The organism is Amycolatopsis vastitatis, assembly GCF_002234595.1.
GTDB classification, from domain to species: domain Bacteria; phylum Actinomycetota; class Actinomycetes; order Mycobacteriales; family Pseudonocardiaceae; genus Amycolatopsis; species Amycolatopsis vastitatis.
Genome location: NZ_NMUL01000047.1, coordinates 91,464 through 113,848, shown reverse-complemented (window position 1 = coordinate 113,848; position 22,385 = coordinate 91,464). Strand labels below are relative to the sequence as shown.

The 22,385-nt window shown below is 72.1% G+C and carries 20 protein-coding genes; 10 read left to right on the top strand and 10 right to left on the bottom strand.

The genetic code is table 11. The features are described from left to right. Positions 1–29 precede the first annotated feature (29 nt). Complete coding sequence (locus CF165_RS38775) at positions 30–1,481, top strand: hypothetical protein (RefSeq protein ID WP_093952575.1); 1,452 nt, start codon at positions 30–32, stop codon at positions 1,479–1,481. On the opposite strand, the gene CF165_RS38770 is transcribed toward CF165_RS38775, so the two are convergent. From CF165_RS38770 to CF165_RS38755, 4 genes are all read right to left on the bottom strand, one after another. Further along, positions 1,482–2,471, bottom strand: coding sequence for an RNA polymerase subunit sigma-70 (locus CF165_RS38770; RefSeq protein ID WP_167441703.1), 990 nt, complete (start codon positions 2,469–2,471; stop codon positions 1,482–1,484). A gap of 168 nt (positions 2,472–2,639) precedes the next feature. Further along, on the bottom strand, positions 2,640–3,416 hold the full coding sequence (locus CF165_RS38765) for an isocitrate lyase/PEP mutase family protein (protein ID WP_093952574.1): 777 nt from the start codon (positions 3,414–3,416) through the stop codon (positions 2,640–2,642). Positions 3,417–3,567: 151 nt separating this feature from the next. Next, the gene (locus CF165_RS38760) at positions 3,568–3,729 is read right to left on the bottom strand and encodes a hypothetical protein (RefSeq protein ID WP_003102310.1); all 162 of its coding nucleotides are present in this window, start codon (positions 3,727–3,729) and stop codon (positions 3,568–3,570) included. Between the two features lie 85 nt (positions 3,730–3,814). Then, positions 3,815–4,684, bottom strand: a complete 870-nt coding sequence (locus tag CF165_RS38755) for a class II glutamine amidotransferase (protein WP_093952602.1) — start codon at positions 4,682–4,684, stop codon at positions 3,815–3,817. A gap of 175 nt (positions 4,685–4,859) precedes the next feature. Between CF165_RS38755 and CF165_RS38750 the strand changes: the two genes are divergently transcribed. Then, positions 4,860–6,368 (top strand): glycosyltransferase family 39 protein, encoded by a 1,509-nt coding sequence (locus CF165_RS38750; protein WP_093952573.1) that lies wholly within the window; start codon positions 4,860–4,862, stop codon positions 6,366–6,368. On the opposite strand, the gene coaE is transcribed toward CF165_RS38750, so the two are convergent. Then, entirely contained in the window at positions 6,365–7,549 is a 1,185-nt protein-coding gene (coaE, locus tag CF165_RS38745) for a dephospho-CoA kinase (RefSeq protein WP_093952601.1), read from the bottom strand. The two genes, CF165_RS38750 and coaE, sit on opposite strands and share 4 nt — an antisense overlap. 187 nt (positions 7,550–7,736) lie before the next feature. Between coaE and CF165_RS38740 the strand changes: the two genes are divergently transcribed. Then, complete coding sequence (locus CF165_RS38740; protein ID WP_093952572.1) at positions 7,737–7,985, top strand: hypothetical protein; 249 nt, start codon at positions 7,737–7,739, stop codon at positions 7,983–7,985. A gap of 7 nt (positions 7,986–7,992) precedes the next feature. On the opposite strand, the gene CF165_RS38735 is transcribed toward CF165_RS38740, so the two are convergent. Then, entirely contained in the window at positions 7,993–8,439 is a 447-nt protein-coding gene (locus CF165_RS38735) for an OsmC family protein (RefSeq protein WP_093952571.1), read from the bottom strand. A 138-nt stretch (positions 8,440–8,577) separates the two neighbouring features. On the opposite strand from CF165_RS38735, the gene CF165_RS38730 reads away from it, so the two are divergent. Continuing rightward, complete coding sequence (locus tag CF165_RS38730; RefSeq protein WP_205661086.1) at positions 8,578–9,213, top strand: TetR/AcrR family transcriptional regulator; 636 nt, start codon at positions 8,578–8,580, stop codon at positions 9,211–9,213. Between the two features lie 123 nt (positions 9,214–9,336). Here CF165_RS38730 and rpsA read toward each other — a convergent pair whose 3' ends face one another. Then, positions 9,337–10,836: a 30S ribosomal protein S1 gene (rpsA, locus tag CF165_RS38725; RefSeq protein ID WP_093952570.1), complete on the bottom strand. Its 1,500-nt coding sequence runs from the start codon at positions 10,834–10,836 to the stop codon at positions 9,337–9,339. 320 nt (positions 10,837–11,156) lie between these two features. Between rpsA and CF165_RS38720 the strand changes: the two genes are divergently transcribed. The 6 genes from CF165_RS38720 (at position 11,157) to CF165_RS38695 (ending at position 17,162) form a co-directional block, all read left to right on the top strand. Further along, positions 11,157–12,008 carry a class I SAM-dependent methyltransferase gene (locus CF165_RS38720; protein WP_093952599.1) on the top strand — a complete coding sequence of 284 codons (852 nt, stop codon included), beginning with the start codon at positions 11,157–11,159 and terminating at the stop codon, positions 12,006–12,008. Next, positions 12,005–12,916 carry a GNAT family N-acetyltransferase gene (locus tag CF165_RS38715; protein WP_093952569.1) on the top strand — a complete coding sequence of 304 codons (912 nt, stop codon included), beginning with the start codon at positions 12,005–12,007 and terminating at the stop codon, positions 12,914–12,916. Before CF165_RS38720 ends, CF165_RS38715 begins: the two co-directional genes overlap by 4 nt. A gap of 22 nt (positions 12,917–12,938) precedes the next feature. Next, positions 12,939–13,859 (top strand): GNAT family N-acetyltransferase, encoded by a 921-nt coding sequence (locus tag CF165_RS38710; RefSeq protein ID WP_093952568.1) that lies wholly within the window; start codon positions 12,939–12,941, stop codon positions 13,857–13,859. Positions 13,860–13,981: 122 nt separating this feature from the next. Next, positions 13,982–14,701, top strand: a complete 720-nt coding sequence (locus tag CF165_RS38705) for an ABC transporter ATP-binding protein (protein ID WP_093952567.1) — start codon at positions 13,982–13,984, stop codon at positions 14,699–14,701. Then, positions 14,698–16,593 carry a YhgE/Pip family protein gene (locus CF165_RS38700; protein WP_093952566.1) on the top strand — a complete coding sequence of 632 codons (1,896 nt, stop codon included), beginning with the start codon at positions 14,698–14,700 and terminating at the stop codon, positions 16,591–16,593. The genes CF165_RS38705 and CF165_RS38700 overlap by 4 nt, the downstream gene beginning before the upstream one ends. Then, on the top strand, positions 16,590–17,162 hold the full coding sequence (locus CF165_RS38695; protein WP_093952565.1) for a TetR/AcrR family transcriptional regulator: 573 nt from the start codon (positions 16,590–16,592) through the stop codon (positions 17,160–17,162). Before CF165_RS38700 ends, CF165_RS38695 begins: the two co-directional genes overlap by 4 nt. A gap of 113 nt (positions 17,163–17,275) precedes the next feature. On the opposite strand, the gene CF165_RS38690 is transcribed toward CF165_RS38695, so the two are convergent. The 3 genes from CF165_RS38690 to polA form a co-directional block, all read right to left on the bottom strand. Beyond that, positions 17,276–18,877 carry a S1 family peptidase gene (locus tag CF165_RS38690; RefSeq protein ID WP_093952564.1) on the bottom strand — a complete coding sequence of 534 codons (1,602 nt, stop codon included), beginning with the start codon at positions 18,875–18,877 and terminating at the stop codon, positions 17,276–17,278. Positions 18,878–19,003: 126 nt separating this feature from the next. Beyond that, positions 19,004–19,528 (bottom strand): EF-hand domain-containing protein, encoded by a 525-nt coding sequence (locus tag CF165_RS38685; RefSeq protein WP_240521970.1) that lies wholly within the window; start codon positions 19,526–19,528, stop codon positions 19,004–19,006. 102 nt (positions 19,529–19,630) lie between these two features. Further along, on the bottom strand, positions 19,631–22,372 hold the full coding sequence (gene polA / locus CF165_RS38680) for a DNA polymerase I (protein WP_093952562.1): 2,742 nt from the start codon (positions 22,370–22,372) through the stop codon (positions 19,631–19,633). Positions 22,373–22,385: the final 13 nt, after the last annotated feature.

Here is a 22,385-nt window from a genome sequence, read left to right as displayed (position 1 = left end):
GTTGTCGCCTAGCTGCCGGAGGTTCCCAGGTGACCGAATCCGACTTCGACCGACGCGAAGTGCTGCGCGCGCTCACCCTGCTCGGGGTGACGGGCGTGGCGGCGGGGCTGTTCGGCGGCTCCGCCGAAGCGGCGGGCACCAGCCCGCTGGACCTGAAGTTCACGGTCGAGGAGCAGTTCCGGCCGTTCGCCCTGATCGCCCCCAGGTTCGTCCAGGTCGACACCCGGGCCCGGCCCGGTGCCCTGGTCGAGACCGGAGCACGGCCGAAAGCCCCCTACGGAACGGTGACCGTCGAAGTCGCCGCACCGGGTGCCCGGGTGGCCGCCGGGCTGGCCGGGAACGGCGTCTCGGTGCTCGGCACCTACGACGACACCGCGGGACAGGCGGGCATCGAGGTCACCACCCCGGCCGGGACCGCGGTGGTCAAGACCACGGCGGCCAAGCTGCGGGCGCCGTTCGGCTTCGCCGTGGTGGTCAACGAAAACGCGGTCACGGTCCTGGCCGACACCGGCGCCGGGTGGCGGCCGCTGCTGACCGAACGCGACCAGGTCCGGGCGCGGATCGACCTGCGCGACCCCGCGGTGCTGGGCAAGCTGTCCTACGCCTACGGCAGCCGCGGGCCGGCGCGGCTCGGCCGGGTCCGGGCCGGCTACTTCGGCCAGGCCGGCGTCCGCGATCCCCACGTCGTGCAGCACGCCGACGGACGGCCCTACATCCGCCACGGCAAGCTCTACCTGACCATGACCAACGCCGGGCTCGGCTTCTTCCAGCAGGCGCACTGGGCCGTCTGGACGCTCGACCTCGCCGATCCGACGAAGCTGGAGCAGGTGGCGACCCTGTTCTTCGCGCGCGACGGCGTCGTGCTCGGCGACCACGCCGGCCAGATCGTCCGCGACGACGAGCACGACCGGTTCATCCTGCTCATGAGCTCCTGGGGCGACTTCGCCTTCGCCGGGGTGCACGTGCGCCACACCGTCACCCGCGCCGACGTCCTTTCCGGCGTGCACGTCCTGCCCACCGAACAGCTCCCGCTGCCGACGAGCGTCAGTTCCTGGGACCCCGCGCTGACGAAGATCGACGGCCGCTGGCACATCGCGTTCGTGGAAAGCCCGGCGCAGCAGCCGTCCTTCGTGTTCCACCCCGCGCTGGCGGCCGCCGCTCCCGGCGCCGGCTACGACCAGGGCCTGACGCTGTTGGGGGCCGACACGTCGGTCACCCAGACCGAAGGCACGATCCTGCAGCGGGTCGGCGGCCGGTGGTACCTGTTCGCCAGCGACGGCAATGCCCGCGAGTACCCGGTCTACGATCTGCGGCTGCGCAAACTCGGCACGCTGAACGCGCCGTACGGCACCAACATCCCGCACCCGATGCTCGTGCGGGTCGGCGACGGGTGGTGGCTGACCACGTTCGACGGCACCCAGTACGCCGAAGACGTGCTCGGCTACGGCGGGCACGGCGACTTCATCCTGATGCGCGCCTGATCAGGCCAGGCGGGCGGGCAGGCCGGCGGCGGTGACGAGGCCCGGGCCGGGGAACTTGACGGCCCGGGAGAAGCGGTCTCCAGTCACCGTGAACACCCACAGGCTCTCGGCGCGCAGGATCCCCGAAGCGTCCCGCCGGTAGCTGCCCGCCGCCGGCTGGCCGTTGGCCCGCGTGGGCAGCAGCCGGACGGTCCCGCCGTCCGCGGCGAAGGCGTGTCGTTCGAGGAACGGCAGGCACACGTGGACCCCCTGGAACCAGACGGGGTGCGGCACGGCTTCGAGGCTGAAGTCGTCCTGGATGACCGCGCGGATGGCGGCGGCGTCCGCGGCTTCGAAGGCCGCGATGTAGCGGTCGAGCAGCGCCCGCTCGACGCCGGGATCCGGCGCCGCCGGCGGCGGGCCGTCCGGATCCAGTTCGTCGAGCCTGCCGCGGGCGCGCTGGAGCAGGCTCTTGACGGCGGGAACGCTGACGCCGAGGGTGCCGGCGATCTCGGCGGCGGACCAGGAAAGCACTTCCCGCAGCAGGAACGCCGCGCGCTGGCGCGCCGGCAGGTACTGCAGCGCCGCGATCAGCGCCAGCCGCACCGACTCGCGCAGCACGACGACGTCCCCCGGATCGCCGGCCCGCTGCCCGAGCACGGCGTCGGGCAGCGGCTCGAGCCACGCGAGCGAGTCGTCGCCGTGGACGCGGGTGTCGGGGTCGTGCGCCGGCGCGCCGAGCCCGGCGGGCAGCACGCGCCGGTTCCGGTGGTTCAGCTCGGTGAGGCAGGTGTTGGTCGCGATCCGGTAGAGCCACGTCTTGACCGACGAGCGCCCTTCGAACGCGTCCACGCCGCGCGCCGCCTTGAGATAGGTTTCCTGGACGGCGTCCTCGGCGTCGTGGTAGGAGCCGGTCATCCGGTAGCAGTGCGCGACCAGGGCCGGGCGAAGCGCGTCGAACTCGTCTCGCCACCACGCGCTTCCCGTCCGCGGGATCGTCTCCGACGACACAACACTCTCCCTGTTCGTGGGGTCCTGTTCATTGGACATCACCGGGCGGGAAAAGGAATCGGTCCGGCTGAAGCTGGGCGCGGCCGAGCCGACGGGCGGCGGAGGTCGGCGAGACCGATCCCCGCCGCCGACGCCACCGCGTAGTCCAGGGCCGGAGCGAGGATCACCTCATCGACGGGGCGCCCGGGCATCCGGTTCCCCGCGCAGGGTTTCGAGCGCGCCACGCATTTCCGCCAGTCCGGCGCGGTAGAAGCGGGGCCCGTAGGACACCCTGGCGACCCCCGCCGCCGCCAGGGTGTCCAGGTCCAGTTCCGCGCCGGTGTTGCCGTTGACCGGGCCCGGCACCTCGGCGACCAGCCGCGCGAGGTCGTCACGGCTCGACATGCCGATCGGGTAGACGCAGTCGGCACCGGCCTGCCGGTAGAGCCGGCCTCGCCGGATCGCCTCGGCCAGGCGGGCTTCTTCGGGAATCCCGCTGGGCGGCAGGAACGCGTCGATGCGCGCGTTGACGACGATCGGGACGCCGGACGCGTCGGCGGCCGCACGCACCCGGCCCAGCCAGTCGGCCTGTGCGTGGGCGTCGACGAGACCGCCGGCCCGGTGGTCGGTGTCCTCGAGGTTGCAGCCGGCCGCACCGGCCTCGAGGAGCCGGTCGACCAGCTCGTGCGCCTCCAGCCCGTAGCCGGCCTCGGCGTCCACGGTCACCGGAACGGGCACGGCGGCCGCGATCCGGCCGGCGGCGGCGAACATCTCCCGCCAGGGCGCCTTTTCGCCGTCCTGGTGGCCCAGCACGTCGGCCACGGCGGCGCTTGAGGTCGCCACGACCGGGAAACCGGCCTCGACGACGAGTTCGGCGCTGGTCTCGTCCCAGGCGTTCGGCAGCACGAGCAGGTTCCCGTGGTGGAGTTCGCGCAGCAGGTCGGCGTGGGCTTTCAAATCGGACATGGGCTCGCTCCTTCGGTTCGCGGCGGAGGACGGCACGTCCGGCCGGCGAGTGCGCACTCGTGTCTCCTCGTGACTCCGGTTGGCGGCGTGACGCCGTTTCCGAAGTCATGGACATCGAGCGGCCCCGAAAGGAATCGGAGCGCGGCCCGGTTCAGTGCCGGCGGCCGAGGGCCTCGCGCTTGACGAAGCCGATCACGCCGGTCGCGACGAAGAGCACCGCACCCACGATGATCAGCCAGAACAGCCCTTTGACGACGATGCCGAGCACGACCAGGACGGCCCAGACGACGAGCAAGGCGACGAGGATTCCCATGATGGCTCCGATCGACGGTTGAGACGGATATACCCAGCGCCCGGGCCCTTCATCCCGGAGCGCTCCTTTCGGGTGACCACCGGATTCACCGGCCCTGCTGCGACGCGGCGGCGTGCGTGCCGAGGTCGTCGAGGGTGAGCGGGTGCCGCGGCGGCTGTTCGAGGACGGTCCGGCGGGTGACGACCTGGCCGGGGCCGACGTGCAGCAGCTGACCGGGCTGCAGGTTCTGCCAGCCGGGGTCTTCGTCCATCCGCTCACTGGCGACGACGACGGCGCGGTGGCTGGCGAGCGATCCCGAGCGGGCCCGGATGCGGCCGGCGGCGCTGGCGTGTTCGAGGTGGCGGTCGCCGTGTGGCCCGCCCGGTGCCCTGGGGAGGAAGTAGAGGTCGTGGGTGTCCGGGTACCGCAACGCCCACAGCTCGCTGGGGGTGGTCAGAACGAGGTTGAGCGCGTAGACGGGCAGGTGCGCGGCGGCCCACCGGGCGGCGGCGGTGATCCCGGCGCCGACGTCACCGTCGTGCTCGTCGATCTCCCGCGTGACGAGGGCGAAGAACCGCTCGGAGTCGGTGTCGCCTTCGACGAGGTCGCGGTAGCCGCCGAGCCGGGCTTCCAGCTCCGGCAAATCGCCGATCACTCCGTTGTGGGCGAAGAGACGGCCGTGCTGCGCGAACGGATGGGTGTTCCGGGGCTCGACCCCACCGGTCGAGGCGTAGCGGATGTGGGCGAGGAAGGTCACCGACTCACCCTGTTTGGCTTCGTAGGCGAACTTTTCGTCCGCGTAGGCGGCGAGCGGCTGTTTCCAGATCCGCGGCGCACCGTCGGCGTCGAAAACCCCCAGCCCGGTCCCGTCGGGTTCCCGCCGGCTCTGCGCGGCCAGGCTGTCCGGGGCTTCGAGCAGCCAGAAAGTGGCGTGAACACGTTGTGGCGCAGCGGACAAACCGAACAGACGACACATCCCGCGTCCTCCCGCTTCCGTCGAAGATTTCCGGATACCCGCCGTCGGCAGGCCGAACCGGAACGAGAACCCCCGGATGTGAGCGGTGTCGCCCGCGTCGCCGTCCACACGGTGGCCCCGAGCACCGGCACGTAGGGTGCGGGAAGACCGGGCGCCGACGAGGGACAGGAGCACGATGGACGCCGTGGCCACGGCCCCCGACCAGGCGAAAGCCGCACTGGCGCCGTTCGCCCGGCTGCCGGTCGCGCTGCTCGCGCTGGGCACCGCCACTGCGCTGCTGCTCACCGCCGGCCGCTACGGCTACTTCGGCGACGAGCTGTACTTCCTCGCCGCCGGCCGGCACCTGGCCTGGGGGTACGCCGACCAGCCACCGCTCGTGCCCGCGCTGGCCTGGGCGATGAACACCCTCGCGCCGGGCTCGCTGGTGGTGTTCCGGCTGCCGGCGATCGCCGCGACCGCGGCCGGGGTCGTCGTCACGGCGCTGATCGCGCGGGAGCTGGGCGGGCGGCGCAAGGCGCAGGCCCGCGCCGCGGCGGCGTACGCGATCTGCGGGCAGTTCGTCGGCAGCGGCCACTACCTCGCCACGTCGACGATCGACCCGCTGCTGTGGACACTCGTGCTGTGGCTGTTGGTCCGCTGGGTCCGCACCCGCCACGACACCCTGCTGGTCTGGCTCGGCGTCGTGACGGCGGTGGCGCTCAACGACAAGCTGCTCATCGCCGCCTTCTGGGCCGTCGCCGCGCTCGCGGTCCTCGTGTTCGGCCCGCGGGAGCTGTTCCGCCGCCCGAAACTCTGGCTGGGCGCCCTGATCGCCGCCGTCTCGCTGGTGCCCACGCTCCTGTGGCAGCGCGCCAACGGCTGGCCACAGCTCGGCATGGGCGACGCGGTCGGCGCCGAGGTCGACGCGGCGGGCGGCCGGGCGAGCTTCGTCCCGAACCTGCTGGCCGGCGCCGGGTGGGTGATCGGCGCACTCGGCGTGCTCTACGGCGTCGCCGTGCTGCTCGGGAGCAAGCAGCTGCGGCCCTACCGGTTCCTCGGCTGGGCGGCGCTGGGCGTCGTCGCGGTCTTCCTCATCGCGAACGGGCGGTACTACTACGCCGCCGGGATGTTCGGCGTGCTGTGGGCGGCCGCCGCGGTCCACCTCGAAGCGCGTGAGCCGGCGCGCTGGTGGCGGTGGGTGCCGACCTGGCCGGTGTTCGTGCTGTCCGCTTTGTTCAGCCTGCCGTTCACGCTGCCGGTCTGGCCCGCGCACTGGCTCGTCGAGCACCCCGACGTGCCGCGGCCCGCCTACGCCGCCGAGGAGATCGGCTGGCCGGACCTCGCCGAGGACGTCGCCGCGCTGCACCGGACCGCGCCACCGGGGACGGCGATCGTCACCGGCGGCTACTGGCAGGCAGGCGCGCTGGGCCGGTACGGGCCCGAGCGCGGGCTGCCCGAGGCGTACAGCCCCAGCCGGGGCTTCTGGTACTTCGGCCGCCCCGCCGACAACGCCGACACGGTGCTCTTCGTCGGCTACGACCCGTCGAAACTCGCGAAGTACTTCGGGGACGCGCACATCGTCGGGCAGGTCGGCAACCGGCTCGGCGTCCCCAACGCGAGCCGGCACATGCCGGTCTGGCAGCTCACCGGCCGGACCGCGAGCTGGGCGACGATCTGGCCGCGGCTCAAGGACATGAAAGCCTAGGGCGTCCAGCCGGTGGCCACCGCCCACTTCTCCGCGCGGCCGAACGCGCCGTTCACCCACTCCTGCTTCTCGTCGGCGTAGGCCTCGACCGTGCCGTCGGCGGCGTGCGCCTCGGCCAGCCGCAGCTTCACGTCGCGGTAGTCGTCGCGCTCGTCCGGGTTCGCGCGCAGGAAGTCGCGGAAGAGCAGCGCGAGCCGCCACGCGGGCGTCTCCACGGACCGGACGTGCAGGTTCACCGGCCGTTTCGGGTCGGCGCCGACGTGCAGGCACTTGGGCCACGGCTCGCCGCCGTCCTGGGCGTCGTCGTACCAGCCGCCCTCCAGCCGCGGGAAGCCGGCGTCGCACAGCAGCTCCCGCAGCGTTTCCGCGTCGTCCGAAGTGGACACGGTGAGCTGCAGGTCGAGGACGTCCTTGGCGGGCAGGCCGGGGATGGCCGTCGACCCGATGTGATCGGCGCGGACGGCGAGCTCGCCCGCCGCGGCGCGGACCCGGGCGAGGACGCGCTCGGCCTGCGCCGGCCAGGCGAGGTCGTAGGCGGCGATCTTCGGCGACATCGGCGGCCGCGGCCGGCGCAGCCGGACGTTCGCCTCGAACGGCACCAGCCGGTCCGCCCACAGCGCGTCGACCTCGGCGAGCACGGCGTCTTCGGCACCGCCGTTGTCCAGCCAGACGTCCGCGACGGCGCGGCGCTGCTCGGTACCGGCCTGGGCCCGGATCCGCGCCCGCGCGTCGTCCTCGGCCATCCCGCGCGCCGAGACCAGCCGCCGCACCCGTACCTCGACCGGCGCGTCGACGACCACGACCAGGTGGTAGGCCGTGGCGAGCCCGTTCTCGACCAGCAGCGGGATGTCGTGGACGATGATCGCGTCCGGCTTCGCGGCGGCCATCAGCTCGCCGGTGCGGGCGCCGACCAGCGGGTGCACGATCGCGTTGAGCTTGTGCCGCGACTCGTCGTCGGCGAACGCCTTCGCGGCGAGCACGGGCCGGTCGAGGGAGCCGTCGGCGGCCAGGATCTCCGTGCCGAACTCCTCGACCAGCCGGGCCAGCCCCTCGGTGCCGGGCTCGACCACCTCCCGCGCGATCCGGTCGGAGTCCACCAGCACGGCGCCGTGTTCGGCGAGCCGGTTCGCCACGGTCGACTTGCCTGCCCCGATCCCGCCCGTCAACCCCACACGCAACATGCCGATCACCCTAGTCACGCACGACGGCGCGTCCTCCCGGACGTCGGCGACGCAGACGAACGGGCGATCCGCAAGTCGATCGTGACGCGTGACTCAACCGATATACGGACACGCCGCGTTGCTTACCCACCTTCGCGAGCGCCGGTGCGTACGGTGCGCCCGACGAGGTCGCCCACGCGGAGGAACGATGGCGAACAGCAAGCACGTCGGTCGGCACCGGCTCGGCACGCCGGGGCTGGTGCACTGCGTTCTTCATCGCCCGGTGGCCGACGCGCTGGCGGACTACCGCCGCACCTGGCTGAGTACCCTGCTGGTCCCGGCCAAGCACAGCTTCGCCGGCCTCCGCCGCAAGGCCCGCGCCGCCGCGCTCGAGCGCATCTGGGTCCCGGCCGTCCGCCCGCACGCCCCGGCCGTGGTGGTCGTGCGAGCCGCCTGACCGCAGCTCAGCGGCCGGTTTCGCGCGTCTCGATCGCGATCTCCGACGACAGCGTGCGGTGCACCGGGCACTTGTCGGCGATCAGCATGAGCCGGGCCCGCTGGTCGTCGTCGAGGTCGCCCTCGAGCTCGATCTCGCGTGTGATCCGGCTGAGCATGCCGCGCTCGGTCTCGCACCGTTCGCAGTCCTCGGCGTGGATGCGGTCGTGACGCAGCCGGATCGTCGCCCGGGTCAGCGGGATGCCCTTGCGGTCGGCGTACATCCGCAGCGTGATCGCCGTGCACGAACCCAGCGACGCGAGCAGCAGCTCGTACGGGTTCGGGCCGGCGTCGGCGCCGCCGACCGCGACCGGTTCGTCGACGAGCAGCGTGTGCGTCGCCGTGGTGACCTGCTGGGTGTAGGTGCCGTCGCCGGTCGCCGTGACGACGACCGTGCCGGGCTCGGGCTGGTTCATCAGTGTCCATTCTCCCGGGGACGGGAGCAGATCCGGACATCCCGCGCATTCCCAAGACCGGGGCGGATATCGTATCTTCTGCTGCGGATGGGTCACCCGGACGCCGCTTGCGCCCGGCCGCTGCGAAGGGGGTGCGCCGTGGCCACCAGGCATCTGCCGACGCGCCCGGCCGAGCAGGGCAGCCGCGAGCGGCACCTCGACGCGGCGTTGTCCGTGCTGCTGGACCGGGGTGTCACGGGCCTGACCGTGCGCGGTGTGGCCGAGGCCGCCGGCGCGTCGACCCTCTCGGTCTACGCCCGCTTCGGCGGCCGCGCGGGCCTGCTCGACGCCCTGTACGAGCGCACTTTCGACTCGCTGCGGGAGCTGCTGGAGGGGCTGCCGCCGTCGAGCCCGGACGGCATCGGCGACTTGCTGCACCTGGCCCTCGAATACCGGAGCTTCGCCCGGGAGAGCCCGGCCCGCTACGGACTGATGTTCGAACGCCCGGTCCCCGGCTTCGACCCGGACCCGGCCCTGCGGTCGGCGGTGCTCCGGACGACGTTCGGCATGTTCATCGCCCGCGTCGACCGGGTGTGCCCGCCGGAAGCGGACGCCCGCTCGGCGGCGTACCAGCTGTGGACGGCCATGCACGGCCTGGTCAGCGCGGAGCTGATGCTGGCTTCGCGGACGCCGTTGCCCGACTGGTTCATCCCGCCGACCGAAGAGGCGAACGAGCAGATGTACCGCCGGACGGTGACGGCGATGATGACCGGACTCGGCCTGCGCAACCGCTGACCGGCGGACCGGAAGACGACGAAACCCCCGGTCCGAAGTGGACCGGGGGCTTCGTTGTCTAGCTCAGCGTTGTCTAGCTCAGCGTTGTCTAGCTCAGCGTTGTCTGGCTCAGAGCACTAGTGCTCACGCACCACCGGAGAGCTTCTCGCGGAGCGCCGCGAGCTGCTCGTCGGAGGCGAGGGTGCCACCGCTGCTCTTCGTGTCGGTCGCGGTCGAGCCCGAGGTGTAGCTCTCCGCGCCACCCTCGATGCCGGTCGCCGCGTCGGCAGCCGCTTCCGCGTCCTGCTCGACGGCCTTCACGACCTGCTTCATGTGGGCCTCGTAACGAGTGTGCGCCTCGGCGTACTGGCGCTCCCACTCCTCACGCTGCTTGTCGAAGCCTTCCTGCCACTCCTGGGTGTCCGGGTCGAAGCCTTCGGGGTAGATGTAGTTGCCCTCGGCGTCGTACTCGGCGGCCATGCCGTACTGGGTCGGGTCGAACTCGGTGTCCGGCGTGACACCCTCGTTCGCCTGCTTCAGCGACAGCGAGATGCGACGGCGCTCGAGGTCGATGTCGATGACCTTGACCATGACGTCGCCGTTGACCTGGACGACCTGCTCCGGGATCTCGACGTGGCGCTCGGCCAGCTCCGAGATGTGGACCAGGCCCTCGATGCCCTCTTCGACGCGCACGAACGCACCGAACGGAACCAGCTTGGTGACCTTGCCCGGCACGATCTGGCCGATCGCGTGGGTGCGGGCGAACTGGCGCCACGGGTCTTCCTGGGTCGCCTTCAGCGACAGCGAGACGCGCTCGCGGTCCATGTCGACGTCCAGGACCTCGACCGTGACCTCCTGGCCGACCTCGACGACCTCGGACGGGTGGTCGATGTGCTTCCAGGACAGCTCGGAGACGTGCACCAGGCCGTCGACGCCACCCAGGTCCACGAAGGCACCGAAGTTGACGATGGACGACACGACGCCCTTGCGGACCTGGCCCTTGGCGAGCGCGTTGAGGAACTCGCTGCGCACCTCGGACTGGGTCTGCTCGAGGTAGGCGCGGCGGGACAGGACCACGTTGTTGCGGTTCTTGTCCAGCTCGATGATCTTCGCCTCGAGCTCGCGGCCGACGTACGGCTGCAGGTCGCGCACGCGGCGCATCTCGACCAGGGACGCGGGGAGGAAGCCGCGCAGGCCGATGTCCAGGATGAGGCCGCCCTTGACGACCTCGATGACGGTGCCCTTGACGGGCTCGTCCTTCTCCTTGAGCTCCTCGATCGTGCCCCAGGCGCGCTCGTACTGCGCGCGCTTCTTGGACAGGATCAGACGGCCTTCCTTGTCCTCCTTCTGGAGAACGAGGGCTTCGACCTCATCGCCGACGGTGACAACCTCAGCCGGGTCGACATCGTGCTTGATGGAGAGCTCACGCGAGGGGATGACACCCTCGGTCTTGTAGCCGATGTCGAGCAGGACCTCGTCGCGGTCGACCTTGACGATGGTGCCTTCGACGATGTCGCCATCGTTGAAGTACTTGATCGTCTTGTCGATAGCCGCGAGGAAATCTTCCTCCGACCCGATGTCGTTGATGGCGACCTGCGGGGCCGCGTTCGGGGCGGTCGGGGCGGTGGCGGTGTCGATGGTCATTAGGCGGGTTGCTCCGGTGGATGGGAATCGAGGGTTGGCAGTTGTCGGCGCGATGGGCGGCATGCGACGACCCTGCGAGCAAACGTCCACCAGTGAACGACCGCGGCATGACCCCGCATACGGTGCGCGACCCCGAGTCCCAACCAGAAGCTGAGCGGAAGGCAGCGCGAACCCACTGCGCTAACACTTATCCTACGCGGCAGCCGCTAGGCGGCACAATCAGGGTCCCCCCTCGCTCGCTAAGGTCCTCGCGGAAGCAAACCGCAGGCACCAGGACGCAGGTGGAACGAGCAGTGGCCACCGGGACCGGAGACACCATCATGCCACCGGAGGAGCCGTCCGCGCCGGGGCGCCACGAGGCCGCCGAGCACCGGCTGGGCACCACGGCGATCGCCTACCGCGAGGTCGGCGGGGCCGAAGCCGCAGCGGCCAACCTCGCGTGGTGGGACGCCGACGCCGACGACTACCAGGCCGAGCACGGCGGGTTCCTCGGCGACGCCGACTTCGTCTGGTGCCCGGAGGGGATCCGGGAGGCGGACGCGCGGCTGCTCGGCGACGTCCGGGGCAAGCGCGTGCTGGAGGTCGGCTGCGGGCAGGCCGCGTGCTCGCGCTGGCTCGCCGGCCAGGGCGCGCACGCCGTGGCGACCGACCTGTCGGCGGGCATGCTCCGCCACGCACGCGCGGGCAACGAGCGCACCGGCCTCGCCGTGCCGATGGTGCAGGCCAACGCCGAGCACCTGCCGCTGGCGTCCGGCAGCTTCGACGCGGCCTGCTCGGCCTTCGGCGCGGTCCCGTTCGTGGCGTCGGTGGACGCGGTCTTCGCCGAGGTGCACCGGGTGCTGCGGCCCGGCGCGCCGTGGGTGTTCTCGGTGACTCACCCGATGCGGTGGATCTTCCCCGACGACCCGGGCCCGCAGGGTCTCACCGTCACCCAGCCGTACTTCGACCGCACCCCGTACGTCGAGGTCGACGACGACGGCACTGCCACCTACGTCGAGTACCACCACACCCTCGGCGACTACGTCCGCGCGCTGGCCGCGGCCGGGTTCACCCTGACCGACCTGGTCGAGCCGGAGTGGCCGGAGGGCCACACGCGGGTCTGGGGCCAGTGGAGCCCGTTGCGCGGCAAGCTGTTTCCGGGCACCGCGATCTTCCGCGCGCACCGCTCGTGAACCCCCTGGAGGAGCAGCAGAACGCGCGGTTCGCCGCGCTCGACCCGCTGCTCCCGCCGATCGCCGCGCCGCCGGCGGTGAGCGAACCGCTGCTGACTGTCACCGGAAGCCGGAAGGCGGGCGGCCTGCTGGCGCACGTCGTGCACGCCGCGGGGTCGTGGCCCGCGCTGTGGGGGCCGTCGGAGATCTGGGACCTGACCGCGGTGCCCGGCGAAAGCGGCGCTGCGGGCCTCGCCGCACTGCTGGGCGCGTGGCGCGACCGGCTGCGCGGGACCCGGCCCGGCCCGGACTCGGGCTGCACGCTGACCTGGCCGAGCCGCGACGCCGAGGCGTCGGCGGTGCTGCTGGCGCACGGGTTCGCGCCGATGACCTGCCTGGCGGTGCGGGCCGCCGTCCCGCCCGAGGTCCCGGGGCCGGCCCGGGTGACCGTCCGGCTCGCCGAAGAGGGCGACGTCGAGGCGCTGACCGAACTGCGGCTGGCGGAGTGGCGCTACACGTCGCTGGTCGGCACCGCGGTGCGGCGGCCGGGCGCGCGGGCGCTGCTGCGCACGGAAGTCGTCCGTTCCCTGCGTTTCAGCGGCCTGGTCTGGCTCGCGGAGGACGACGGCGTGCCGGTGGGACTGGCCTCCTGCGCGCTGGCCTCCCCGGCGCCGGGCAACAGCGTCCACGGCCGGCTGCTCCCGGGGCGCTGGGGGTACGTCGACACGCTGTCGGTGGCGCCCGCGGCGCGCGGCGGCGGGGTGGGCCGGGCGCTGATGGCGGTGGCACACGAGGACCTGCTCGGGCGCGAGGTGCGCGGCACGTTCCTGTTCTACCACCCGGCGAACCCGCTCTCGCCGGTGTTCTGGCACCGGCAGGGCTATCGTCCACTGTGGACCATGTGGATCCGGCGCCCCGCCTGGTCCTGACTCGCACTCTCCAGGGGGGACCATGGACATCGCCGAGCCGCTGCTGGCGGCGCACCGGGCGCGCTTCGCCGCGGTCGACGCGCTGCTGCCGCCCGCGCCGCCCCCGGCCGCCGGCGAGCGCCTCGACGCGGCGACCGCGGACGGCACCCAGGTCACCGGGGTGCTGCTGCGGCACCGGCTCGCGCCCGGCGACGTCCCGATGCTGTGGTCGGCCGCCGACACCTGGCAGCTCTTCCCGTACTTCGGCGACACCGGCACCGAAGGCGCGGACCTCCTGCTGCGCGCGTTAAAGGGCCGCCTGGAGACCGAGGAGACCGGCGCCGACTCGGCGTGCGTCGTCGTCTGGCCCAGCCGGGACGCCGAGGCGATCCGCGCCTTCCTCGACCACGGCCTCGTCCCGCTCTCCGCCGTCGGCGTGCGCACCGCTTCCCCGGCCGGGGCCGAGCCGGGGGTCGCCGTCCGCCGGGCCGCGCCGGGCGACTTCGCCGCGGCGCTGGAGCTGGCCGTGACGACGTTCGACTACACCGGGCTCGTCGCCGCGCCGCGCCGGGACAACACGGCCGAGCTGCTGGCGCCGTCCCTGCGGGACGCTCTCGCCGAGGACGAGCCGGCCGTCTGGCTGGCCGAAGAGGACGGCGAAATCCGCGCGCTCGCGCACTGCGCGTGGGTGGACGCGCTGCCGGGCACCGAAGCGGGCGAGCTGCTCCCGGCGGGACGCTGGGGGTACGTGAACAACGTCGTGACCGCCCCCGGCGAGCGCGGTGGCGGGTTCGGCCGGGCGCTGATGGCCCACGTGCACCGCGAGCTGCACCGGGGCGGCGCCACCCGCACGTACCTCTACTACAACCCGACCAACCCGCTGTCCTCGGTGTTCTGGCACCGGCAGGGCTATCGTCCACTGTGGACGACCTGGGAGGTGCGCCCGGCGGCGGCGCTGCGCTGACCCACGATCCGGTGACCCACCCACAAGTGTGACGTGCGTCCGGTGATCTTGCCGCCGGCGCCCGCCGGGACTAGCTTTTGAACTGACCGGTCAGTTCAAAAGTTCTCGAAGCGGGAGAAACCGTGCAGGTCCGAGCCGATCGGGTGTCCCTCGAAGGGCACCACGGCACCTTGTTACCGCCCACCTCGCTGACCGTCGGCGAAGGCGACCTGGCGATCGTGCACGGCGAACCCGGCGTCGGCGTCACGGCGTTCGGCCTGGCGCTGGCCGGGCGGCTCGAGCCGACCACCGGCACGGTGCACGCCGAGGGCGTCGACGCGGGCCTGCCCGAGCTCGTCGCGGTCGTCGACGCGCCCGGCGTCAGCGAGCCCGACGACGCCCTGCCCCTGCGCGTGGTCGTCGGCGAAGAGCTGGCGCTGGCCCACCGCCCGGCCGGCAAGGAGGACGTCGCCCGCTGGCTCGCCGAGCACGACGCGGCGCCGTTCGCCGGCACGCGCTTCGAGAACCTCACGCCGGTGCTGCGCACGCGGCTGCTGACCGAGCTGGCCGCGGAGCGCAAGGGCGTGCGCGTCCTGGTGCTCGACACCCCGGACCGGCACACGAGCGACGTCGACGGCTGGGCCGGGCTGGCGCGCGAGCAGGCCGAGCGTGGCTTCGCCGTCGTCGTGCTGGCCGCGACGACCCCGCTGTCCGCGCTGCCCTTCGCGCCCGCGCGCATCGGCGCCACCGAGCAGCCCGAGCCGCGGCACCACTCCCCCGAACCCGAACCCAGCTCTCCCGAACCCAACTCTCCCGAACCCACCGAAGAGCTCACCGTGAGCACTGACGGAGACCCCGCATGAACGCCTTCCGGATCGCGCGCAACGAGCTGCGCCGCCTCTCGACCGGCACGCTGCCGAAGCTCGCCTTGGTCGCGCTCGTCCTGGTGCCGCTGCTCTACGCGTCCTTCTACCTCTACGCGAACTACGACCCGTACGGCCGGCTCGACAAGCTGCCCGCCGCGGTCTTCACCAGCGACACCGGCGCGAAGGACTCCAGCGGCCAGCAGCGCAACGTCGGCCGCGAGGTGACCGACGAGCTGGTCAAGTCCGGCACCTTCCAGTGGCACGAGGTGTCCGAGCAGGACGCCCGCGACGGCGTCCGCGACGGCAAGTACTCCTTCGCGATCGGCATCCCCAGCGGCTTCTCCGCGTCGCTGCTGTCGGTCGGCAACTTCCAGCCGCAGCAGGCGACGATCACGCTGACCACCAACGACGCCAACAACTACCTGTCCGGCACGATCGCGAAGCAGGTCGCCGAGCAGGTGCGCAAGACGATCGCGGAGAAGGTCGGCAGCGAGGCCGCGGACCGGTTCCTGGTCGGCTTCTCCACGATCTACGGCAAGATCCAGGAGGCCTCGACCGGCGCGTCGCAGCTCGCCGACGGCGCCACGCAGCTCAAGTCGGGGCAGCAGCAATTGGCCGACGGCGCGGCGAAGCTCGCGGACGGATCGTCGACGCTGGCGACCGGCCTGAGCACGCTGAAGAGCGGTACCGCCGCGCTGCCTTCGCAGACGCAGCAGCTCGCCAACGGCGCGTCGCAGGTGGCCGCCGGTGATCAGAAGGTCGCCGACGCGGCGTCGATCGCCGCGACCGCGTCGTCCGACATCCAGGGCAAGCTCGACTCCTACCGCAGCCAGCTGCAGACGGACCTGAGCAATGCGGGCGTGCCGGACGCGCAGGTGCAGGCGATCCTGGCCAAGGCCGACCAGCTGCGCTCCCCCGTCGACCAGGCGAACGGCAAGATCCAGCAGGCCAACGGCGACCTCGCGAAGCTGGCCGACGGCGCCCGCCAGGTGTCCGACGGTGCGGCCAAGCTCGCCGCCGCGTCGCCGCAGCTGGCGAACGGCATCGCGCAGGCGTCCGACGGCGCGAACCAGCTGCGCGACGGCGCTTCGCAGCTCAGCGACGGCGAAAAGACCGCCGTGAACGGCACGAACCAGCTCGCGGACGGCGCGGTGAAGCTGCGTGACGGGCTCGCGGCCGGGCTGAAGCAGATCCCGAACCCCGACGACCCGACCCGTTCGGCGACGGCCAACACCATCGCGGACCCGGTGGCGGTGAACGCCAACGGCGAGGCGTCGGCGGGGACGTACGGCGCGGGCCTGGCGCCGTTCTTCATCTCGCTCGCCACCTGGATCGGCGCGTTCGTGCTGTTCCTGATCCTGCGCCCGCTCTCGACGCGCGCGCTGACCGCGGGCGCGGCGCCGTTCCGGGTCGCCGTCGGCGGCTGGCTGTCCTCGGCGCTGCTCGGTGCCGCGCAGGTGATCGTCCTGTTCGGCGCGGTGACGTGGCTGGTCGGCATCCACATCGCCCACCCGCTCGGCGCGATCGGCTTCGCCGTGCTGGTGTCGCTGACGTTCACCTCGGTGGTGCACGCGCTCAACGCGTTCTTCGGCGCGGTCGGGAAGTTCCTCGGGCTGGTGCTGCTGGTCCTGCAGCTGGTCAGCGCGGGCGGCACGTTCCCGTGGCAGACGATCCCGGACGCGCTGTACCCGCTGCACGTCGTGCTGCCGATGGGCTACGCGATCGACGGCTTCCGCCACCTGTTCTACAGCGGGGCGACGGTCCAGATCCTCGGCGACATCGGCGTCCTGCTGGCCTACCTCGCGGGCGGGGTGCTGGTCTCGACCCTGGCCGCGCGGAAGCGTCGCGTTTGGACGGTGTCCGCGCTCAAGCCCGAGCTGAGCCTGTGAGCGGCGCGACGAAGCAGAAGCTCTTCGAGGCCACCCTGGAGCTCTCGAAGAGCCGGGGCCTGGTGGGCCTGACGGTCGACGACATCGCGGCGGCGGCGGGCGTCGCGAAGGGCACGGTGTACTACAACTTCGGGTCGAAGGACGGCCTGGTCGACGCGCTGCTGCGATACGGCGTCGACATGCTGGCCGGTCGGCTGCGCGACGCCGTTTCGGATGCGGATCCGCTCGACGTGATCGAAGCGCAGGTCGACACGACGCTGGAGTTCATCGCCCAGTACCCGGGGTTCTCGCAGATCCTGGTGAGCGAGCTGTGGCGGACACCGGGCCAGTGGCACGGCACGTTGTCGTTGCTGCGCGAGGAGATCATCTCGATCGTGAAGCACCAGCTGTCGCGGCTGGACTCGGCCGGGCGGCTGCCGGAGGGAGTGGAGATCCCGACGGCGGCGGCCGGGCTGTTCGGCACGATGCTGGTGGTGGCGCTGGACTGGCAGGTGTTCGGGCCGCAGCGGACGCGGGCGGAGGTCCGTGACGCGGTGATGGTGCTGATCCGCGGTCTGGGTCGCCGCTAGCCGGACTCGTTCGGAGCGGGGGGATCCGCTGCGGTCGCTGATGCGGCCGCGGGGGCGCCCCCCGTTTTCCACGCTACCGCCTGGCACGGACAGTTTCGGCGCCGGAACTCGGCTCAGCCGCGGTCCTCGATGCGGGCCCGGACCGCCGCCGCGTAGCTGTCGACCGCCGTGGCCGCCGCCGTCAGCTCGCAGGGGCCGTCGATCAGCAGCCGCTTCGCCGGGACGTACGCCTGCTCCAGGTCCGGGTCGCTCACCAGGCCCTGTTCGCGGGCGAGCTGGTTGTCGGCCGCCAGGCGGGCGCGCAGCTCTTCGCGGCGCGCCACCAGGCCGTCCAGCACCGCGCGCTGGCGGCGGCCGTCCTCGACCGCCGGGGCCACCGCGTGCTCGTGGCCGTCGATGTGGCGCTCGACCCACTCGGCGTCGCCGTCGACCTCCGCCGAGCGCAGCTGCTTCAGCGCGCTCCGCAGCCGTTGGGCCCGGGCCGGCAGCATCGCGACGCCGGTGAAGCGGGTCGCCACGCGCAGCTGGTACGCCTCGATCTCGGCCAGTTCCTCCACCGCCTGTGTGAGCACCTCCAGCCGGCCGGCGAGGTCGTCCGGGGCCGGGCGAGCCCCGACCGTGCTCGCGCGCACCGCCGCCACCCCGGGCGAGGACTCTTCCCGGAAGCCGAGCAGCAGGCGCAGGCCGAGCTCGGCCGCGCGCCCGGCCAGCGGGGCGAGCACCTCGCCGACGAGCCGGTCGGGCTCGGCGGAGTCGTCGATCGCGTCCACGACAAGCGTGCGGCCCGCGACTCCGGTGGTGAGCCGGTCGGCGATCCGGTGCCGGACGGCGTCCGCCGTGCGGCCGGTCGCGTCGACCGCCAGGTCCACGCTGCCGACCGGCGGCATCGGGCCGAGCGCCGGCGGCAGGCCGGGCACGCCGAGGGACCGTTCCCGGTCGGCGAGGACGATCCCGAACCGCAGGGCAGCGGCGATGGGCGAACCGGCCTCGCCGGTGTCGACGACCCAGACCGTGCCCGGCTCGGCCTTGGCGAACCAGTCGACCACGCGCTGCACGAAGGAGACGTCGACGGCTTCGCCCACCGGGCGCGAGAAGCTGGCGTCTACCGCCGGGCTGCCGGACGTCCAGATGCTGAGCTGCGGCAGGTGCCCGAGCATCGTCTCGACGGGCACCATCCAGGTGCCGGTGTCCTTGCCGACGACCATGCCGACGACGTGGCCGGTCGCCTCGTCCAGCACCGCCGTGCCGCCGAAGCCGGGGCCGAGCGGTTCGGCCTCGGCGGTGCGGAAGAGGCGGACCCACTCGCCGCCGGTCTGTTCCGGGCCGCCGAGCCGGGCGTGCGTCCAGCGGCCGACCGAACCCGGCGGGAAGCCGAAGACGCGGACGAGCTGGTGCTCGCCGAGGGGCATCCGGTGCAGTGGAGCGCGGAACACCCGGGATTCGGGGCGTTCCAGGCGCAGCAGGGCGAGATCGCCGTGGCCACCGCCGTCGGAGGGCACCCAGCAGCCCTCGACCACGGCCGCGGCGCCCGGCATCGCCTCGGCCAGGCCGACGAAGTCGACGCTCAGCGCGGCTCGCGGACCTCCGGCGGTCTCGACGACGTGCGCGCTGGTGAGCACGTGGTACTCGTCGAGTACCGTGCCCGCGCCGCACACCCGGCCGAGTTCGTCGTGCAGCCGGACCCGCCAGCGTCGTCGCTCACGCTCGAACCCCATTCGGCGGACCCTACGCCGTGATCGCCGGGGAGTGGGCGCCGACCTCCCTACCCAGCGGTAATGGCTCACCCGAACGGAGTCCTCCGTTCGTCGGAACGCCGAACGGCGTTGCGCACAGACGAGTAATCAGACGCGCCCGAACACCCAGCTGCCGGGAGCGGCGGGGTCGTCGCCCGCCCAGAACTCGTACCAGTGCCCGGTGAACTCGTCGCGGGAGAGGCGGCCGTCGCCGTCGAGATCGAGATGGGCGAAGACTCCGCCGCCTGGAGTGTCACCGCCCCAGGCCTCGATCATGCGGTGGTACTCGGCGGCGGAGATGACACCGTCGCCGTTTTCGTCCACGGCTTCGAACATGGCGGCGGCCGTGCCGGTGACGGCGCCCGGCATCTTCGGGAGTTCGTCGACGACTCCGAGCACCTGGTCGAGCGTCACCTTGCCGCCACGGCCGGCGGCTTCGTCCAGGGTGGCCCACCAGCCCATCATGATCGCGGCGAGCCGCTCCCCTTCCGGTGTGCCGGCGTCCGTGCCGCGGAGATCGAGCCACCTCGCCGTGAGGGCCCGGAAATCGGACTCGGTGAGGTAGCCGTCGTGGTCGGCGTCCATGGCACCGAAGACGCGGGAAATCTTGCGCCGCTGGAAGTCACTGGCCATGGCTCCCAGCATCGCCGCGGCGACCGGCCCCGACGACGTCCGCCCGAGTACTTCAGCGCCACGACCCGGTGATCCGGGTCGTGGCGCTGAGTAGGCAGCCGGTCAGTGCGCGGCGTCGTTCCAGGACCGGCCGTAGCCGACCGAAACCTCCAGCGGCACCGCGAGGTCGTACGCCGAGCCCATGCCCTGGCGCACGAGCTTCTCCAGCTCGTCCCGCTCGCCGTCGGCGACCTCGAGCACGAGTTCGTCGTGGACCTGCAGCAGGATCCGGCTCTTCAGCTTCGCCTCGACCAGCGCCCGGTGGACGTTGAGCATCGCGACCTTGATGATGTCGGCCGCGCTGCCCTGGATCGGGGCGTTCAGCGCCATCCGCTCGGCCATCTCGCGGCGCTGGCGGTTGTCGCTGTTGAGGTCCGGCAGGTAGCGGCGGCGGCCGAAGATCGTCTCCGTGTAGCCGCACTTCGCCGCTTCGCCGACCACCGAGTGGAGGTAGTCGCTGATGCCGCCGAAGCGGGCGAAGTACGCCTCCATCTGGGCCTTGGCCTCTTCGGTGGAGATCCGCAGCTGCTGCGACAGCCCATACGCCGACAACCCGTACGCGAGACCGTACGACATCGCCTTGACGCGGTAGCGCAGCTCGGGCGTGATCTCCTCCGGCGGCAGCGAGAACGCCCGCGACGCCACGAAGGTGTGCAGGTCCTCGCCGCTGTTGAACGCCTCGATGAGCCCCTCGTCCTTCGAGAGGTGCGCCATGATCCGCATCTCGATCTGGCTGTAGTCCGCGGTCATGAGCTCCGTGTAGCCCGCGCCGACGACGAAGGCATCGCGGATGCGGCGGCCTTCCTCGGTGCGGACCGGGATGTTCTGCAGGTTCGGCTCGGTCGAGGAAAGCCGCCCGGTGGCCGCGATCGTCTGCAGCAGCGTGGTGTGGATGCGCCCGTCGTCGGCGACGGACTTGATCAGCCCCTCCACGGTGGTGCGCAGCTTGGTCGCGTCGCGGTGCTCCAGCATGTGCTGCAGGAACGGGTGCTCGGTCTTCTCGAACAGACCCTGCAGCGCCTCGGCGTCGGTGGTGTAGCCGGTCTTGGTGCGTTTGGTCTTCGGCATGCCGAGCTCGTCGAACAGCACGACCTGCAGCTGCTTCGGCGAGCCGAGGTTGATCTGCTTGCCGATCACCTCGTACGCCGCTTCGGCGGCCTGCGTCACGCGCGAAAGGTAGTGCGCTTCCAGCGAAGTCAGCTGCTCGAGGTCGACGGCGACGCCGGCGATCTCCAGCTCGGTGATGACTTCCAGCAGCGGCAGCTCCAGCTCGGCGAGCAGCTTCGCGCCGCCGATCTGCTCCAGCTCCTTCTCGAGCGCGCCGGCCAGCTCGAAGATCGCGCGGGCCTTGACCAGTTCTTCCTGGATTTCCTTCTGCTCCAGGCCTTCCGCGCCGCCGTCGAGCAGCGACAGCTGGCCGTCGCCGCCGTCGGTCTCCGAGCGCAGCTCGCGGTGCAGGTAGCGCAGCGCGAGGTCGTCCAGCTCGAAGGTGCGCTGCCCGGGCCGCACGAGGTACGCCGCCAGCGCGGTGTCCATCTCGATCCCGGCCAGCGCCCAGCCGCGGGCGCGGATCGCGTGGAGCGGGACCTTGAGGTCGTGGCCGGTCTTGCGGATCTTCGGGTCGGCGAACCACGCGGCCAGCGCCGCGTCGTCGGCCTGGTCCATCGCCGTGACGTCGACGTACGCGCCTTCGCCGTCAGCCGCCGCGAAGGCGACCGCGCGCAGGTCGGACCGGACCGAGGCGCCCACCGTGCGGAAGGCCAGCGCCACCGGACGGCCCTCGCCCGCGTGCGCGGCGAGCCACGCGCCCAGCGCACCGGGCGCGAGCGCGTCGCCAGACACCTCGAAGCCTTCGTCGGCCTCCGGCTCGGCGCTCTGCAGCGTCGCGAACAGCCTGTCCCGCAGCACGCGGAACTCCAGCTCGTCGAACAGCGCGTGCACCGCCTCGCGGTCCCACGGGCGCAGCTCCAGCCCGGCCGGGGCGACGTCCAGCTCGACGTCGCGGATCAGCTCGGTGAGCTGGCGGTTCAGGGTGACGGCACTGAGGTGCGCCCGCAGGGCGTCGCCGACCTTGCCCTTGACCTCGTCGACCCGGTCGATCAGGTCGTCGAGCGAGCCGAACTGCTTGATCCACTTGGCCGCGGTCTTCTCGCCGACGCCGGGGATGCTCGGCAGGTTGTCCGAGGGGTCGCCGCGCAGCGCGGCGAAGTCCGGGTACTGCCGCGGCGTGAGCCCGTACTTCTCCTCGACGGCGTCCGGGGTGAACCGGGTCATCTCCGAGACGCCGCGCTTCGGGTACAGCACGGTGACCTGCTCGGTGACCAGCTGCAGCGCGTCGCGGTCGCCGGTACAGATCAGGACGTCGAAGCCGTCCGCCGTCGCCTGCGTGGTGAGCGTGGCGATGATGTCGTCGGCCTCGAAGTTCTCCTTCACCAGCGACGGGATGCCGAGCACGTCGAGGACCTCCTTGACGAGGTCCACCTGGCCGCGGAACTCGTCCGGCGTCGTGCTGCGGTTCGCCTTGTACTCGGCGTAGGTCTCCGAGCGGAAAGTCTTGCGCGAGAGGTCGAACGCCACCGCCAGGTGGGACGGTGCTTCGTCGCGCAGCAGGTTGATGAGCATCGAGGTGAAGCCGAAGACGGCGTTCGTCACCTGCCCGGTCTTCGTCTTGAAGTTCTCCGCAGGCAGCGCGAAGAACGCGCGGTAGGCCATCGAATGGCCGTCGATCAGCAGCAGCTTCGGCCGCTCGGCGAGGCTGGTGTTTCCTGTGGCGTTGGCAACGGTCGTCTTCTCACTCGGGCTCACGGCGCCGAGTCTA